Genomic DNA, 14528 nt, shown 5'->3' on the forward strand with positions numbered 1-14528 from the left:
GCCGTGGCGGTGTGTCTCCGCCACGGCCGCCGGCGCGGGGCTCGGCAGGCCCGGCCTCCGCACTACCGCACGCGCTCCGGGAGGACCCGCGGGGGCCACTGTCCGGTGGCGAACATCCCGAGCGCGTGCGCCCGCGCCACCAGAGCGGGCCGGTTGGGGGCGTCGAAACGCCGCAGCATCTGGCCGACGCGGTATTCGATTCCCTGACGGCTCAGATAGAGACGGGAGGCCAACTGCACCGTGGATTCACCACTCGCGACACCTTCCAGCACCTGCGCGTCGAGGGCGCTGAGTACGGGTCCGCCGCCGGCCGCTTCTTCGGTCCGGCGCAGGAACACGACCAGACCAACGATCTCACCCGTGGGCTGTCCGACGGCGATCGCGGTGACCTCGGCCGGGAAATTCCGGCCCTCTTCGTCGCGACCCGTCACCCTTTCCCTGAATCTGTGGCAACGTCCCGAGGAAAGCGCGGTGAACTTTTCCCGCAATTGTCCGGGGACCGGGGAACAGAGCAGTTCGAGCAGGCCGCGCCCGCATATCTCGTCGGCGCTCAGGCTGAATTGCCGGGCGAATTCCGGTTCCGCGGCCGTGACGGCCAGCGTCCGCGGGGACACGTGGGCCGTGCAGGCGGCTTCCGGGGCGGCACCGTCCGGTGCGCCGATCGGGTCACGGCGGACCGGGACAGCCGCAACGGCGGCCTTCTTACGGGGCGAGGCGTCGGGGAAACTCGTGGTCGCCACGGACGTACCGTCCTTCTTCCTGCGCGTGGGGGCTGGGAAGGGTGTGCCGACGCGGAGCGGGCCGTGCGCTGTGCCTGGGTGTCGGCGAGCGCCCGGTGACGGCGCGCCACCTCGTCGGCGGCCCGGGCCGGGTGTCCGCGTCGTTCCGGGGCGGCGGCGGGCGCCGGGTCCCCGGAGCGGGTCGGGTGAGCGGAAGAAGCGGTGCCAAAGCGACCGTCGTCCGGGTCACCTGGATAACGTTGTCATGACCATTCAATCCCGCGGCGCGGTCCCGTCGGCGGACGACGGGGCGGTCGGGCGGGCCAACCATGAGTGCTGCCGTGAACAGAAGCCCGTTCGGGCAGTGCGCGGCACTGGAACCTCCACAGTACGGAGAGGGGGTTCGTTTGAGGGGTCGCCTTCGAGACTAAGGGGAGGCAACCCCTGAGGCAAGAGTCTGTCAGGTGAACTCGGCAACTCGTCAACTGCTCCACACCCGGGCCCATTTCGGGCACGGAGAACCCTCGGTGCAAACAATCCCGGCGGAGTGACGGCACCGCCTCCGGAATGCGCCGACGGCCACGCACCACAGCTTGTCGCCCCTTGCCGCGCTTCCTAAAGTGTTGACAACTCACGCACCCGTTCGGGCAAACGGAACCGCGGATACCGTGCCGATCGGGCCACCGAACCCGAGGAGGGAGATGTTGGATCAGCCGCAGTTCGGCCGCCGGCTAAAAAGGCTGCGTGCCGCGCGGGGCTTGAGCCAGGCCGATGTCGTCGGTGACGGGATGTCGACGGGGCATCTGTCGCGCCTGGAGTCCGGTGAGCGGCGCCCCACGGAGCGGACCGTGGCCTATCTCGCCCGGCGGCTCGGTGTCGACGCCTCCGCCCTGACCGGACCCTCGGACGGCAGGTCCCTGACCGAGGTGCTGGCCTCCGCGGCCTCGGCGCCCGCGGGGACGGACGGCACGGAGGCGCTCGGCCGCGCGGTCGAGGAGGACCCGGGTGAGGATCCCGCCGCTCGCTGGCAGGCCCTGTGGCTGCTGAGCCGAGCCGCGGGCCACGACGGCGACTACGAGCTCGAGCGCGCCCGGCTGCTGGAACTGCTGGAGCTGAGCCGCGTGCTGGAGGCACCCGACCTGCGGGCCAGGTCGCTGGTGCGGTACGCCCGCTGCACCCGTGCCCTGGGCGATGCCCGCGGCGCGGAACCGGCGGCCGCCGAGGCGCTGTCCGTCGCCCGCGCCGCGGAGCTGGGCGTGTCCGACACCCTGGCCGCCCTGACGGTGCTGATCGGCATCGAGACGGAACTCGGCAGGTGGGAGGCGGCCTCCCGGCACGTCGACGAGATGGAACGCGATCTGCTGCCCCGGGCCCCCTCCGCGCCGGCGGCCGAGGCGTTGTGGGCGGCCGCCGAGGTCAGCGACCGCCAGGGCGACGAAGCGACCGCCCTGGCCCGGCTGGACACCGCCCTGGGCCTCCTCAGGAGCGGGGACGACCTGGCCCTGTGGGCGCGGCTGCGGGCCGCCGCCACCGCGACAGCGCTGCACATGTCACCACCCCGGGTGGCAGCGGCCGAGCGCTGGCTGGCCGAGGCCGCCCCCGTCCTCGGCCTGATCGGCACGCCCGCGCAACTGCAGGAGCTGCGCATGCTCCAGGCGCACCTCGCGTTCGCGCAGGGCCGGCTGGACGACGCACGCGCGCTGAGCCGGGCCGTGCTGTCCGAGGAGAACCTGCGGCTGTCCTACCGCGACCGGGTGCGGCTGTCGGTCCTCGACGGCCGGCTCACGATCCTGGCGGGCCGCGTCGGGGAGGGTGTCACCGCCCTGGAACGGCTGGCGCGTCAGACGAGCGAGTCCGGCAACCGTGACCTCGCGGCCCACGTCTGGCAGGCCCTGGCCACCGCTCTGGCGGCCCACGTCCACTCCCCGCAGGACGGCCCGATGCCAGACGAGGCCCGGCCGGACGGGCAGGCCACGGGCCGCCGACCAGCTTGAAAGCCGCGCCGGTGGGGCAAGCGGAGCCGTCTGGGATGGGGAGGCAGCCGTGACGATGACGAAGCAGCCCGCCGGGCCGGAAGGCGAGGACCGCGTGGGCCGCGCAGCAGGACGGCCAGGCGAAGAGAACCGGCGCCGAGGAGGGCGAGCCTGCGCAGGAACGCGTCAACCGGCGCTGGAACGATGTGCTCCAGGCGGAAGGGCGCGGTGGCGAACGCTGTCGCCGTCACGGGCCCGTGACGGCGACACCTCCCGTCGCAGCCCCCCGCACGACGGCAGTCGGCTGCCCGCCGGGCAGCCTGGCTCAGGGAGTGAGTGGTCCGGCTAGCGAACTCGTGCACGGTGGACAGGGGAACGTCGAGCTCCTGATCGTCGCTCATGGTCGCGTGGTGGGGAACGCGTCTCGTGCAGCGGTCATCAGCGACCGGAGGATCACGGGCCTGTCGGCCGAGGTGATCGCTGAACTCGTGGCTGAGCTGGGCCCGTTGTGGCATGAGCGGCACCAGGCCAGGCTCGCTTCCCGGCCGCGGAAGCGTGCTGCGGGGACGGGTGCGAAGCACCGGCTGGTGTGCGTCGACCGGCTTCTGGCCACCCTTGTCCATCTCCGCCGTGGGGCCACTCATGACGTCCTGGCCTGCCGGTTCGGGGTGGACCGCTCCACCATCACCCGCGCCATCGGCGAGGTGCGGCCCCTGCTCGCCGAGCGAGGCTGCACCGTCCGCCCCGGAGTGCGGTTGCGGACCCTGGCCGAGGTCGTCGACCACCTCGGCGCCGGCGGAAAGACCGGCATCATCGACGGCGCCGAGATCCGCGTCCTGCGCCCGGCCGTCGGGCGCAAGGACCGGGACACGTTCATCTCCGGCAAGAACAAGCAGAACGCCGTCAAGGCCATGGTCGTCACCGACGAGGACGGCCGCGCGCTGTTCCGCAGCCCGACCAAGCCCGGGAGCTGCGCGGACTTCACGCATGCTCGTCAATCGGGGCTGGTCGAACTCCTGGCCGACGGGCCCGCGGTGGAGATCCTCGCCGATGCCGGCCACCAGGGCCTGGGCGCCCAGACCGGCGGACGGGTGATCACCCCACCGCACTGCAAGTTCAAGAAGAACGCTCCCGACTGGTACGAGGAAATGTACGAGCGACAGCGCAAAGCGCACTCCTCACGCCGTATCCGGGCCGGACACGGCATCGCCCATCTGAAAAACTGGCGGATTCCGGCTCGCCACCTCGGCCGCCGCGAGCACATGAGCCACACCGTCCAGGCCGTGGCCGGTCTGCTCTCGCCTCAGCAGACCGCGGACCCGACGTCAGCACGACAGATGTGAACACCAAACCCCTGCCACCCTCCTCGACCTTCCCCTGCCTGCCGCGCACGAGCTCGTCAGGGAACGGACGCCGCGAAGAAGATCGCGGGCCGGAGGAGGGGGCATTCTGACCGACACGTCGGCCTCGTCCTCGCCGTGACGGCAGCCGGCGCCGGCCTCTCCGAGAACGCCATGGGAACACGCCTCCTCGACCAGGCGAAAGAGACCTACCCGACCCTCGCGAAAAGCCGGGTCGACACCGGCTCAAAAACGCCGTCGCCGAGCACGGGGCCCGCCTCGGAATCGACGTCGAAGTCGTCAACCGCACCCCAGGAAAGCGCGGCTTCCACATCGCGAAAAGGCGCTGGGTGGTGGAGCGGAGTATCGGCTGGATCATGGTGCACCGCCGCCTCGCCCGCGACTACGAGACGCTCACGGCCAGCTCCGAGGCGATGATCCATATCGTCTCGATCGGCAACCTCGCCAAGTGCATTACGGACGAGAGCGCACCAACCTGACGAAGGGCCCATCAGGGCATACAGGGCAATACGCCTGGATCACATGCCCTTTCGGAGCGGCAGCCGCGCTTTCCGCAGGGTGAACGTGCTCAACGTACAGGATTCGTCACCATCGAATGCGGGTCAGAGCCACCAGCGGCGCTCTTGTGTCTGCTGTGGCCGGTTCAAACGTCAATGGCAAGGCTGCGTTGCAGGTCCAGGCGCAAGGTGTCGTAGGTCGGTGCCAGAGTTTTCAAGGTGTGCTGAGCGGCGCGGGTGTCGCCTGTGGCGAGGGGATGCTGCAGTGCGCCGACCAGGCGGGCTTGGCGGTCCATGGTGGCTGCCGCGGCGTTGCGTCCCATGCGGTGCAGGCAGGTGGCGGCGACCTCGGGTGTGCGTGGGCCCGGTCCGGACGGGAGAAGCCGGGCCGGGCCCGCGCGTCACCTGTCGGTCAGCTCGACATGCCGGCGAACGCGCCGGGCTCGTACGGGTGGACGCCGAAATCGGCGGCGATCTGTTCCAGCGTGACGCCGGGCTCGCGGTTGCGCGCGACCCGCACGACGTCTTGGCGGAACTCCTTCGGATATGGCTTGGGCACTGCAACATCCTTCCAGGCCGCTTCTCGGCAAGCCAGGTCAGGTGTCACCTGTTCGTACAGCAGTCCCATGATCCAAACGAGAGTTCCCAGCCCTCACCTCATTCCGACCCGCACATACGCACCAAGGGTGAATTCATAAGATGTGCGGACCATGCGGCGTCGAACGCTGTCAGCCTTCCGTTGGTGACCGTAAGACGGTGGCGGTGCCGCTGGACGATGCCTCCTCCCCTGCGGGACGGCGTCCGTCTCGACCGCTGAGAGGAGGCGGACGTGACAGTGAAGCAGTCCACAGCTGAGCCCGCTGCCCGTGCTGCCGCTGCCAAGGGCACGGCTCCGCCGAGGCCGCGTGAGGTGCCGCGTCACGTCGCGTGTGTGATGGACGGAAACGGCCGGTGGGCAGCGCAACGATCGCTTCCACGAACCTCCGGCCACCGCGCTGCGGAGACTACAGTGATCGACGTCATCGAGGCAGCGCGGGCAGCCGGAGTGGGCTGGCTGAGTCTGTTCGCGTTCTCCACCGAGAACTGGCGCCGCCCGGACACAGAGATCGAATTCCTCATGCACCTGGTGCGCCGAGTGGTACGCAAGCACGCCCCGTTGCTGCACGCGCGGGGCATCCGCTGCCGTTTCCTCGGCATGACCGATCCCCGCATCCCTCCCGGGCTGGCCCGAGACATCGCCGACTTGATGACGCTGACCGACCAGAACCGGCAGATGACGCTGACCGTCGCCTTCGATCACGGCGGCCGCAGGGACATCGTGGAGGCCGCACGGTCGCTGATCCGCAGCGGCGTGCCGTCCGAGGCCGTGACCGAGGAGAGCTTCGCCGCTCATCTGCCCTTTCCCGACACCCCTGATGTCGACCTGGTCATCCGCACCTCCGGCGAACAGCGCATCTCCAACTTCATGCTCTGGCAGGTCGCCTACGCCGAATGGGTCTTCCCGCCGGCGCTGTGGCCCGACTTCCGCGCGTCCGACTTCCTCGAGTGCCTGCACGCCTACCGGCAGCGCGAGCGCCGTTTCGGCGGCGTACTGCCGAACCAGAACGGAGAAACCCGATCGTGACGACTGCAGACCGTCCTCAGTCCCCCACCGCTGGTGCCGGCGCAGGGGGCCACGGAACGGGGGATCGCGACTTCGGAGGAGAGCCCCTGTTCGGTCCCGGCTCACAGTTCCACACGCTCTTCAACGACCCGCGTTGGGCGTTGGCCATGATTCGGGCAACCGTGCTCGAAGCCGCGCACCCGCAGATCGGTGCCGCCCTGATCGAGAACTCCACCTTCGTCGTCCATCCCTGGCGGAGACTGAGTAACACCTTCATGAGCCTGCGGCGGATGTTCGGTGCCGACGACCACGTACGGCAGAGGGAGGCGACCCGGCTCAACCGCATGCACGCACGGCTGCACGGCACCGACGCACGGGACCGGCCTTACGACGCGATGGACCCGGGTGTGCGTGCCTGGGTGGTGGCGACCATGTTCGAAAGCGCCGTCACCATGTGCCGGCTCAGCGGACAGCCCCTTGAGCAGAAGACCATGGAGCAGCTGTACGCCGAGTTCCAGGCCTTCCTGGCCGCGATGGGCGACGAAGCCGGCCATCTGCCGCCCACCCTGGACGAGTTCTGGCCCTACTACGACCGGGTGGTCGCTGAGGAGCTGGAGAACACCGAGGCGATGCGGATCATCCTCTACAAGCTCTTCGACCACCTTCCCGCACCACCCGTACTGAACGGCTTTCCTGCCCTGTGGGCGACCGGCCGGGCCGTCGCCGGCCCGGTCATCGGAGCGATCACCGTGGCGTCCCTGCCGGAGCCGTTCCGGCGGCGAGCCGGTCTGCCCGAGATCGCGGGGGTGCAGACCCTGATGCAGGGTGTGTACCTGGCGGCCGGTCTGGCCCGGTTCCTGCCCGAAGGGTGGATCCAGGCCGAAAGCATCGCCGAACTGCTGTCACTCTCCCCCGACAGCGACGATCCCCGCGCGAGGACGATCGCCGCCCTGCGTGATCGGATGAAGCGGGCCGGCGCCCTTATTCGCCTCATCGCCCCGCTGCCCCCGGAACCGGAACCCGCCGCGACCACCACGACGCAGCGCAGCGCGGAGGAGTTCTTCACGGACGTCCTCGACCAGACCGGGGACGGATACCTGGACTGGCCCGACCTCGCCGCCATGGCCCGCGAGCTTTCCAGTCGGCTCGACCTGGACGAGCCCGAGGAGACCCGGCTCTACAACGCCTACGCGGACTGGTGGCGGGAACTGCAGGCCGCCCTCGACGCCGACGGCGACGGCCGCGTCAGCGCCCACGAGTACGCCTCCGCCGTCCCGTCGCTCGCCGGTCCCGCACTGATCAGGGTCGCCGAAGTCCTCTTCGACGTGACCGACAAGAACGGTGACCAGAGCATCGACGCGGACGAGTACCGGTCCCTGTTCCGGACCGCGTTCCACCGCGACCCTACTGGGACCGGTGAGACATACAGCCGCAGCGCGTTCATCAACGACTTCCTGTCCTTCATGTCCGCACGCCGGCGCACCACCCCCTACGATCCCCTCCTCGCCGAAGCATGACCGCCCGGACGGGTAACCAGCCTAAGACGGCACCTCCTGGCACGAGCACGGCCGCTGGCACAGCGGTCGTGCCCTACGACCGGCCCTCTGTGAAGGCGGTTGCGCAAGGTGCCGCTTTCCGCGGTCAGGTGAGCTTCTGAAGTCCTGCGACGGCGTACCAGGAGGAGGGAACAGGAACCCTTCGAAGGTGTCCAGCACGAGCATTACGCCCAGGAGCACCCGGGGACGAACAGCGTCAGGACCGCCGTGCCATCTCCTGGTGGCGCCGCCGGGACGGGTCAAAGAGACAGGCCCTGGCCGACTGCCCCTTCGACCGGCCCTCCGGCGGCGAGCGCCGACGCGTCCTCATCGCGCACGCCCTCGCCTATCGAGTTTTTCGTTAGTTCTGTGGTGTTTGGAGCTTCGGCAGTGTGAGCAGGGTGGTGTGTCTTCCAAGCCGCGGGATGCTGTTGCTGATGTCTCCGTTCCGCCGTTGACGCGGCCGCAGTTGGCCGAGGCCCGTCGCATGCGCGCGGCCGAGTTGTTCGAGCGGATACGTCCTTCGTCCGAGGTTGCCCGGGCAGGGGGTGCATCCCGAGAGTGTGCGCCGGTGGAAACGGCTGTGGGAGCAGGGCGGGGTTCAAGCGCTGCGGCGGCGTCCGGCCATCGGTCAGCCGCCCAAGCTGGATGACGCCCAGGTCGAAGCGGTGCGAACTGCGCTGGAGCAGGGCGCTCAGGCGCACGGGTTCGGGGCGGATCTGTGGACGCTGGAACGGGTCGGCGTGGTGGTTGAGCGGGTGACCGGGGTGACGTTGGCCCGGGCCTCGGTACGGCGCCTGCTGACCGGGCGGCGGGGGTGGAGTCTGCGGCGGCCCACGTCAGGCCCTCGGCGGGACGAGTGTGAGATCGCCCGATGGGTCGCCCGCGAGTGGCCGCGCGTCAAAAAGGGGCGGTGAAGACACGTGCCCGGATCGTGTTCCTCGACGAATCAGGCGTATCGCTGCCGCCCCAGCTGCGTCGCACCTACGCGCCCCGCGGCTGTGCTTCCGCCTCGAGCCGGGCAGCTACGACACCACTTCCCTGATCGAGGTGCTGGAACAGATCAAGACCTTCTACGCCGGTGAGCCGGTGGTGCGGGTATGGGACGGACTGTCCGCCCACTGGAGCCGGGGCATGCGGGCCTGGGCGGCCGAGCGGGACTGGCTCACCCTCGAGCGGCCGCCGCCCTGCGACCCGACCTCAACCCGGTGGAACTGCTGTGGTCGGCCATCAGGACCCGCGAGCTGGCCAACCTCGCCGGTGACCACCTCGCCGATGTCGCCGACGCAGCCGCACGCGGCATCCACCACGCCTGCTCCAGCGAGCAACTCCCGTGACCCTTCCTCACCCACACCGGCCTGACCATTCACCCCCGAACACCACAGGACCAACGAAGAACTCAGCAACCTCGGCCTTTCAGGATTCACCATCACGCGTTGCTGCCTCCCACCGGCACAATCAGCAGGGGGATGCGGCGGGAGGGCGGTGGCCGCCGGGTGGCAGGGGGGCCGGCACCACCCCCGTCCGGGCAGCCAGCTGGATGGTCCGCGGCTCCGGCCCCCCGTAGCGTTCCGTTCATGGAGATCACGAAGAGTGCACGGTGGGGCCGGTCCGGACGGTGGCGTGCGGGGCTGGCCGTGGCCGGGGCCGCCGCAATCGGGACCGCATCGCTTCTCGGGCCGGGCACCGCGGCCGAGGCCATGGGCGCCGGCGGCGGGGACGCGCGGTCGCGGTTGCAGCGGGACGCGGACGCGGTACGGGACACGGGAGCCACCGGACTGACGGTGCTCGCCCGGGACGCGACCGGGCGCGAGACGCAGGCCCGGTCCGGCACCGCAAGCCTGAAGGACGGGGGCCGGGTGCCCTTCGACGCCTACTACCGCATCGGCAGCGACACCAAGACCTTCACGGCCGTGGCCGCGCTCCAGCTCGTCGGCGAGGGCACGCTGAGCCTGGACGACACCGTCGAGCAGTGGCTGCCCGGGGTGGTCGCCGGCAACGGCAACGACGGCAGCCGCATCACCCTGCGCAACCTGCTCCAGCACACCAGCGGCCTGGCCAATTACACGGACATCGCCTTCGAGGACCCGGCGGAGCTGACGCCCGAGCGCTTCCACGCACAGCGGTTCCGCTCGCGGACCCCCGAGGAGCAGGTCGCCGTGGCGATGGAGCGCGCCCCCGGCTGGCTCCCGGACGCGGACGATCCGGGCGCCGAGACGCAGTGGGCGTACTCCAACACCAACTACGTGCTGCTCGGGATGGTCATCGAGAAGGCCACCGGCAACCCCTGGGCGCAGGAGGTGCACGACCGGATCATCGAGCCGCTGGGGCTGCGCCGCACGCTGATACCGGACACCTCGCCGTACGTGCCGATGCCGACGGCCGCCGGGTACACGCAGTTCCCCGGCCGGGACGACCTCACCGACACCACGCTGGCCGTGGGCGGCGGCGCGGACGGCGGCATCATCAGCACCACCCGCGACATGAACACCTTCCTGCGCGCCCTGATGGGCGGCCGGCTGCTGCCGCCGGAGCAGCTGGAGCAGATGCGCACCACCGTCCCGGCACCCGGCTACGCCACCGACGGCAGGGCCCGCTACGGGCTCGGCCTCGCCTGGCGCCCGGCCGGGGGCTGCGGGGGCGGGATCTGGTACCACGGCGGCACGTCCTTCGGCACCGCCTCCGAGACCGCCGTCACGCCCGACGGCCGGGTGTCGGCCGCGGCCGCTGTCTTCACCACGCGCTTCGGTGACGAAAAGCGCTTCCTGAAGCAGGCGGAGGCCGCGGTCCGCCTGCTGGACCGGGCGGTGTGCGGCGACCGGAAGCGCGGGTGACCAGGGGCGCACACCCGCAGAAGACACCGCTTGATTTCTTCGACAGGAGTCGCGTGGTCGGGAGCGTGGGCCCGCAACAGGTCCACTCGATCGGTTTTCAGACGTCGCAGGCTCGCCTCCAGCGATTCGCGTACTGCGGCGCGGAGGGCGGTCACGGTCCGTGTCCCGCCGGCTCCGAGGGGAAGTCACTGGCGGCAATCCGTTCGGCTCGGACCGAAGCACGTGAGCGGGTCTGGCGGTTGGCCCGGTTCCACAAGAGCTACCCCGTGCAAGGCGTCGCCGCGCTGCTCAAGCGGCACGGCCGGACCTGCCAGGTCCCCGCCCGCCGCGCGATCGAGCGTGACGAGGCGACGGTGGCCGGCTGGGTGAAGGAGACCTGGCCGAGCGTGGAAGAACCGTGGCGGCGCTCGACGCCTGGCTCGTCTTCGAGGACGAGGCCGGCTTCTCGATGACGCCTCCGACCACCCGCACCTGGTCCCACCGCGGCCGCACCCCCGTGATCCGCATGCGGGGCCGCTCCCGCCGCCGCTTGCCCGTCCCCCTGGTCTGCTACAAGGCCGGCGAACCCTCCCGGCTGGTCTACCGGCCCTGCCCGGACGCCCGCCCCGACGGACGCAAAAGCTTCTCCTGGCAGGACCACCGCGATCTGATCCAGACCGCGCACCAGCAACTCGGCGGCCCGATCGTGCTGGTCCGGGACAATCCCAACGCCCACCTGGCCGTCGGCATGCGCCGCTACATCGCCGACCGCGACCGGCTCACCGTTTTCCAGCTGCCGCCCCATGCACCCGACCTCAACCCGGTCGAGGGCATCTGGTCCGTGCTGCGACGCACCACCACGGCCAATCGCGCCTTCGCCGACCCCGACGACCTGATCACCACGGTCCGACGCGGTCTACGCCGACCCCAGTACCGCCCCGACGCCCTCGACGGCTGCCTCACCGGCACGGGCCTCCAACGCAAGCCGCCATGACGACACCACGCTTTGAAGGCCAGCGACGGCACAAGCTCTCACCCCACCCCGCAGCGTAACCACCCGCTGTCCACGCTCAGGGGGGAACTTCACCATGACGACGTCCCTGCCCTGGGAACAGGTGCCGTGGCGGGCAGGGACGTTCGCGACGTGCAGGCCAGTCAGATCGTGTAGAGGTTGAACTCTTCCCACGACCCGGAGACGTCGGTCGAGCGGGCGCGCAGGGCGTACTGGAGCGTGCCGGCGTAGCTGTTCTCCATGGCGACGAACAGGCCGTTCAGCTCGGACTGGATGGCGAAGCGGTCCAGCGTCTCGTTGTAGTAGAGGACGAACCGCTCCCAGCCGGCCGCGCTCGTGGAACGGGCACGCAGCAGGTTCTGCGAGGCACCCGTGTAGTTCTTCTCGACGGCCACGTAGAGGCCGTTGGCCTGGGACTTCATGGCGAAGGTGCTCTCCTCCCCGATCCATTCGAAGGTGAAGCCCTCCCAGGAGCCGCCGTAGGCGTCGGAACGGGCCCGCAGGGCACCGGTGTTCGGGGCGGCGTACGTCTTCTCGGTGGAGACGAACTTGTTGTTCCTGGCCGATTCCACGGCCAGCGCGGTGGGCTCCGGGGCGGCGGCTGCGCGCGCGGTCTGCGCGTCACCCGACTTCTCGGCTATCCGCGCCAGTTCGGCGGCGTCGTCGATCTTCTCCCAGCCGGCCGGCACCGCGGCCGGGGCGACCTGCGGGACGGCCCCCACGGCGGGCGCGCCCAGCACCGAGGTCGCCGCCAGGGCGCTGAGGGACAGAAGGACAGTGGTCATGCGTCGCATAGTTGGTTCCCCACCATTCGTGAAAACGGACGTGGCGCGGCGGCCCTCGCTCCCGCCTGCCGCTCCCGCCCATGACAATCGCCGCCAAGCCCCTCCCCGGGGCGGCGGCTACGTCAGAGTAACGGGCGTGACACAAATGACGACAGGGGTTAATGGGGTTACGACCAGGGCCTTTTACGGAAAACATGCGGCATTCCCTATTCCTCAACCCTGCGTTAACGCGCATAAAATTCGATGTTCTCGGTCGTATCCGGAACCGAGCCGTGCGGTGTCCGGAACCGGCCTCACCGACGCCGAAGCCTGGCTCGCCGCACGGCCGTGGACGACGAATTGATCCGGCGCAACCCGTGCCGCATCAAGGGCGCGGACCGCTACGACGTGCCCGAGCGGCCGGTCCTCACGGTCGCGGGCGCCGAGGAGTGTCATGAGCCTCAGGGCTTGTCGGCTGACGAGGCTCTGTGAGACGCAGGCCAATTGTCCGATCTCACAGAAAGACAACCCCTGCGCCACCAGGCGAAGAATGTCGACGTCCAGCCGGGACAGCGGGGGATGCGACGAGTTCCCCACGGTTCCGGATTGCTCAGTCACGACGTTGCTTCCTTCTGTCAGGGGCCGAGACCATCGTCCGCCAGCACGGCCGACGCCGCGTTGAGAAACGACACGATGTGATGGTGAACGGCCAACAACGCATCCTCTGCCGCACGCTCGTGCTCCTCCGTGGCGGTTCCTTGCCGCAGAACCCGAACCCAGCGGTACACCTCGGCCCGTGAAACCAGCAGTGCGCCTTCCGCCTCGAAAGCGGCCGCCGTAAGGGCAGGTGGCCCTTCCACCGTCACTGCCGACTGCCGTAGCTGAAGTTCTCCGTGCAGCCGTTCACCGGCCCGCGCGTAAGCCTCGTCGGCGGCATCCAGCAGTCTGCTTCGGTCCGGTTCCTCGGCCTCCGTCACCTCGGACGCGTACTTCACTGCCTCCGAATGGAGGGCGTGCACTTCCTGGAAGCATTGGGCGAACGCGACATATGCAGACCGCCGCGGCTCCCGCAGCAACCGCACGTGCTCGGCGCGGAGCTGTGTCCGAGCCTGTCCACGGCCCAACAACCCGGTCGCCAGAGCGGCACCACCGGTGCCCAGCGCCCCTACGGCCGCGCCGAGCAGCGCAGCAAGTCCCGCATCCATGACCCGGCAGCTTAGGGCCTGCTACGACGACGGCGCGGCGCGATCGTCCTCCCCGCAGAACCAGGGCCACACCGGCCAGGACAAGCAGAACGAACGAAATGAACACGGACCGACGATCCTCAGGATCGTCCGCCGCCACGGCTGCACGCACCGGACCTAGGGCAGCGACGCAGGTCCCTGTGCCCGCAGAGCACGCGGCCCGCCCTCCTCCCACGCCTGCCGCCACCGCTGTACCGAGCGGACACTGACCCGCGGGTCCTTGGCGATCGCCGAGCTCGCCTCACCCTGGGCAAACCTTTCCCGGTGGTACCGCACCTGCGACAAGCCGTCAGCCCCTATGACTCCACGAGTTCAACGTCAGTAGTACTGCAGCCGCAGTTGCGGGAGTCGGTGGCCACGGTCACCGGGTATGCGCCCAGCAAGTGGCCGGCGGGGCCCCCGGGTCACTGGTTCTCCTTCGCCAGCTCTGGTGCTTTGCCAGGCCAGATGGTGGTCACTATGGGCCAAATCAAGCTGTACATAAGGACCTTGGTGAGGGGGTTGAGCCACACGAGTAGCGGAGCGCCCTTGTCGAGGGTGCCGACCAGCACTACCAAGCCGAAGATCAGGCCGACGCTGATCGCATAGGCCAGCAGGAACCTGAACCAGGACTTCCAGGCAGCAGCGACAGCCGCGCGGCCGTAGGGCGCCGGGCGCCGTGGGAGGGCGGCTCCGTCGAAGCGGCGGGCAAACTTCGCATCGGCCCAGCGGACGGTGCTGTGGCCGTAGACCACGGTGATTCCGAGGTAGGCCGCCGACAGGCCGTGCCAGACCGTCGGCTCGGCGCCGTCCCGGATACTGAGCACGGTGGCCCCCAGCAGTACGACGTCGATCAGCGGGACGCACAGCAACAGCGCGCCGCCGAGGGCCCGCCAGCCAGCGGCATAGCGCGCGGTCAAGCCGCCGACGAGGAAGACCCAGAAGAGCACATCGCAAGCGAGAATCAAGTAAAGGATGACGCAGCCCTCCAGCGCACAGCGTGACCACTATTGTCCCGGGCGGGGGAC

At 69.8% G+C, this 14528-nt stretch carries 17 protein-coding genes and 3 pseudogenes; 11 read left to right on the forward strand and 9 right to left on the reverse strand.

From position 1 onward, the window contains the following. Positions 1–62: 62 nt before the first annotated feature. The gene (locus tag ACWH4W_RS22355) at positions 63–740 is read right to left on the reverse strand and encodes a PAS domain-containing protein (protein ID WP_473077646.1); all 678 of its coding nucleotides are present in this window, start codon (positions 738–740) and stop codon (positions 63–65) included. A gap of 680 nt (positions 741–1420) precedes the next feature. Here ACWH4W_RS22355 and ACWH4W_RS22360 point away from each other — a divergent pair. From ACWH4W_RS22360 to ACWH4W_RS22370, 3 genes and pseudogenes are all read left to right on the forward strand, one after another. After that, the gene (locus tag ACWH4W_RS22360; RefSeq protein WP_473077647.1) at positions 1421–2713 is read left to right on the forward strand and encodes a helix-turn-helix domain-containing protein; all 1293 of its coding nucleotides are present in this window, start codon (positions 1421–1423) and stop codon (positions 2711–2713) included. 467 nt (positions 2714–3180) lie between these two features. Continuing rightward, on the forward strand, positions 3181–4035 hold the full coding sequence (locus ACWH4W_RS22365; protein ID WP_473077648.1) for a transposase family protein: 855 nt from the start codon (positions 3181–3183) through the stop codon (positions 4033–4035). A 57-nt stretch (positions 4036–4092) separates the two neighbouring features. Further along, a pseudogene (locus ACWH4W_RS22370) lies at positions 4093–4532 on the forward strand (transposase); the annotation flags it as partial. Between the two features lie 164 nt (positions 4533–4696). Here ACWH4W_RS22370 and ACWH4W_RS22375 read toward each other — a convergent pair. Next, positions 4697–4873 (reverse strand): hypothetical protein, encoded by a 177-nt coding sequence (locus tag ACWH4W_RS22375; RefSeq protein WP_473077649.1) that lies wholly within the window; start codon positions 4871–4873, stop codon positions 4697–4699. Between the two features lie 89 nt (positions 4874–4962). Further along, the gene (locus ACWH4W_RS22380) at positions 4963–5178 is read right to left on the reverse strand and encodes a transposase (protein ID WP_473077650.1); all 216 of its coding nucleotides are present in this window, start codon (positions 5176–5178) and stop codon (positions 4963–4965) included. Between the two features lie 282 nt (positions 5179–5460). Here ACWH4W_RS22380 and uppS point away from each other — a divergent pair, with 282 nt between their 5' ends. From uppS to ACWH4W_RS22405, 5 genes are all read left to right on the forward strand, one after another. Beyond that, positions 5461–6174, forward strand: a complete 714-nt coding sequence (gene uppS / locus ACWH4W_RS22385; RefSeq protein ID WP_473079232.1) for a polyprenyl diphosphate synthase — start codon at positions 5461–5463, stop codon at positions 6172–6174. A 146-nt stretch (positions 6175–6320) separates the two neighbouring features. Further along, the gene (locus tag ACWH4W_RS22390) at positions 6321–7670 is read left to right on the forward strand and encodes an oxygenase MpaB family protein (RefSeq protein ID WP_473077651.1); all 1350 of its coding nucleotides are present in this window, start codon (positions 6321–6323) and stop codon (positions 7668–7670) included. A gap of 566 nt (positions 7671–8236) precedes the next feature. Beyond that, complete coding sequence (locus ACWH4W_RS22395; protein ID WP_473077652.1) at positions 8237–8605, forward strand: helix-turn-helix domain-containing protein; 369 nt, start codon at positions 8237–8239, stop codon at positions 8603–8605. Between the two features lie 183 nt (positions 8606–8788). Further along, entirely contained in the window at positions 8789–9025 is a 237-nt protein-coding gene (locus tag ACWH4W_RS22400; RefSeq protein ID WP_473077653.1) for a hypothetical protein, read from the forward strand. A 240-nt stretch (positions 9026–9265) separates the two neighbouring features. Continuing rightward, positions 9266–10522, forward strand: a complete 1257-nt coding sequence (locus ACWH4W_RS22405) for a serine hydrolase domain-containing protein (protein ID WP_473077654.1) — start codon at positions 9266–9268, stop codon at positions 10520–10522. A 32-nt stretch (positions 10523–10554) separates the two neighbouring features. Here ACWH4W_RS22405 and ACWH4W_RS22410 read toward each other — a convergent pair. Beyond that, a pseudogene (locus ACWH4W_RS22410) lies at positions 10555–10677 on the reverse strand (aldo/keto reductase); the annotation flags it as partial. Positions 10678–10788: 111 nt separating this feature from the next. Between ACWH4W_RS22410 and ACWH4W_RS22415 the strand changes: the two are divergent. Together ACWH4W_RS22415 and ACWH4W_RS22420 are read left to right on the forward strand one after the other, a co-directional pair. Continuing rightward, positions 10789–10974: a winged helix-turn-helix domain-containing protein gene (locus tag ACWH4W_RS22415; protein WP_473077655.1), complete on the forward strand. Its 186-nt coding sequence runs from the start codon at positions 10789–10791 to the stop codon at positions 10972–10974. Next, positions 10920–11495: a transposase gene (locus ACWH4W_RS22420; RefSeq protein WP_473077656.1), complete on the forward strand. Its 576-nt coding sequence runs from the start codon at positions 10920–10922 to the stop codon at positions 11493–11495. The genes ACWH4W_RS22415 and ACWH4W_RS22420 overlap by 55 nt, the downstream gene beginning before the upstream one ends. Positions 11496–11656: 161 nt before the next feature. Here the strand turns inward: ACWH4W_RS22420 and ACWH4W_RS22425 are convergent, their stop codons facing one another. From ACWH4W_RS22425 to ACWH4W_RS22435, 3 genes are all read right to left on the reverse strand, one after another. Beyond that, the gene (locus ACWH4W_RS22425) at positions 11657–12298 is read right to left on the reverse strand and encodes a fascin domain-containing protein (protein ID WP_473077657.1); all 642 of its coding nucleotides are present in this window, start codon (positions 12296–12298) and stop codon (positions 11657–11659) included. Positions 12299–12511: 213 nt separating this feature from the next. Next, positions 12512–12895 carry a hypothetical protein gene (locus ACWH4W_RS22430; protein ID WP_473079302.1) on the reverse strand — a complete coding sequence of 128 codons (384 nt, stop codon included), beginning with the start codon at positions 12893–12895 and terminating at the stop codon, positions 12512–12514. 17 nt (positions 12896–12912) lie between these two features. After that, positions 12913–13482, reverse strand: a complete 570-nt coding sequence (locus tag ACWH4W_RS22435) for a hypothetical protein (RefSeq protein ID WP_473077658.1) — start codon at positions 13480–13482, stop codon at positions 12913–12915. Here ACWH4W_RS22435 and ACWH4W_RS22440 point away from each other — a divergent pair. Then, positions 13481–13642, forward strand: a complete 162-nt coding sequence (locus tag ACWH4W_RS22440; protein ID WP_473077659.1) for a hypothetical protein — start codon at positions 13481–13483, stop codon at positions 13640–13642. The two genes, ACWH4W_RS22435 and ACWH4W_RS22440, sit on opposite strands and share 2 nt — an antisense overlap. Here ACWH4W_RS22440 and ACWH4W_RS22445 read toward each other — a convergent pair. Then, positions 13642–13782, reverse strand: a pseudogene (locus ACWH4W_RS22445) (helix-turn-helix domain-containing protein); the annotation flags it as partial. The gene ACWH4W_RS22440 and the pseudogene ACWH4W_RS22445 overlap by 1 nt on opposite strands. Before the next feature lie 143 nt (positions 13783–13925). Beyond that, positions 13926–14450, reverse strand: coding sequence for a hypothetical protein (locus ACWH4W_RS22450; protein WP_473077660.1), 525 nt, complete (start codon positions 14448–14450; stop codon positions 13926–13928). Positions 14451–14528: the final 78 nt, after the last annotated feature.

The organism is Streptomyces sp. DSM 120436 (genome assembly GCF_055778765.1).

What these genes read in the sequence shown, in the direction of transcription:
- ACWH4W_RS22360 (WP_473077647.1), top strand. Translation starts at nt 1,421, where the DNA reads ATGTTGGATCAGCCGCAGTTCGGCCGCCGGCTAAAAAGGCTGCGTGCC.
- ACWH4W_RS22375 (WP_473077649.1), bottom strand. Translation starts at nt 4,873, where the DNA reads ATGGGACGCAACGCCGCGGCAGCCACCATGGACCGCCAAGCCCGCCTG.
- ACWH4W_RS22380 (WP_473077650.1), bottom strand. Translation starts at nt 5,178, where the DNA reads ATGGGACTGCTGTACGAACAGGTGACACCTGACCTGGCTTGCCGAGAA.
- ACWH4W_RS22390 (WP_473077651.1), top strand. Translation starts at nt 6,321, where the DNA reads ATGATTCGGGCAACCGTGCTCGAAGCCGCGCACCCGCAGATCGGTGCC.
- ACWH4W_RS22400 (WP_473077653.1), top strand. Translation starts at nt 8,789, where the DNA reads ATGGGACGGACTGTCCGCCCACTGGAGCCGGGGCATGCGGGCCTGGGC.
- ACWH4W_RS22405 (WP_473077654.1), top strand. Translation starts at nt 9,266, where the DNA reads ATGGAGATCACGAAGAGTGCACGGTGGGGCCGGTCCGGACGGTGGCGT.
- ACWH4W_RS22425 (WP_473077657.1), bottom strand. Translation starts at nt 12,298, where the DNA reads ATGACCACTGTCCTTCTGTCCCTCAGCGCCCTGGCGGCGACCTCGGTG.
- ACWH4W_RS22440 (WP_473077659.1), top strand. Translation starts at nt 13,481, where the DNA reads ATGACCCGGCAGCTTAGGGCCTGCTACGACGACGGCGCGGCGCGATCG.
- ACWH4W_RS22435 (WP_473077658.1), bottom strand. Translation starts at nt 13,482, where the DNA reads ATGGATGCGGGACTTGCTGCGCTGCTCGGCGCGGCCGTAGGGGCGCTG.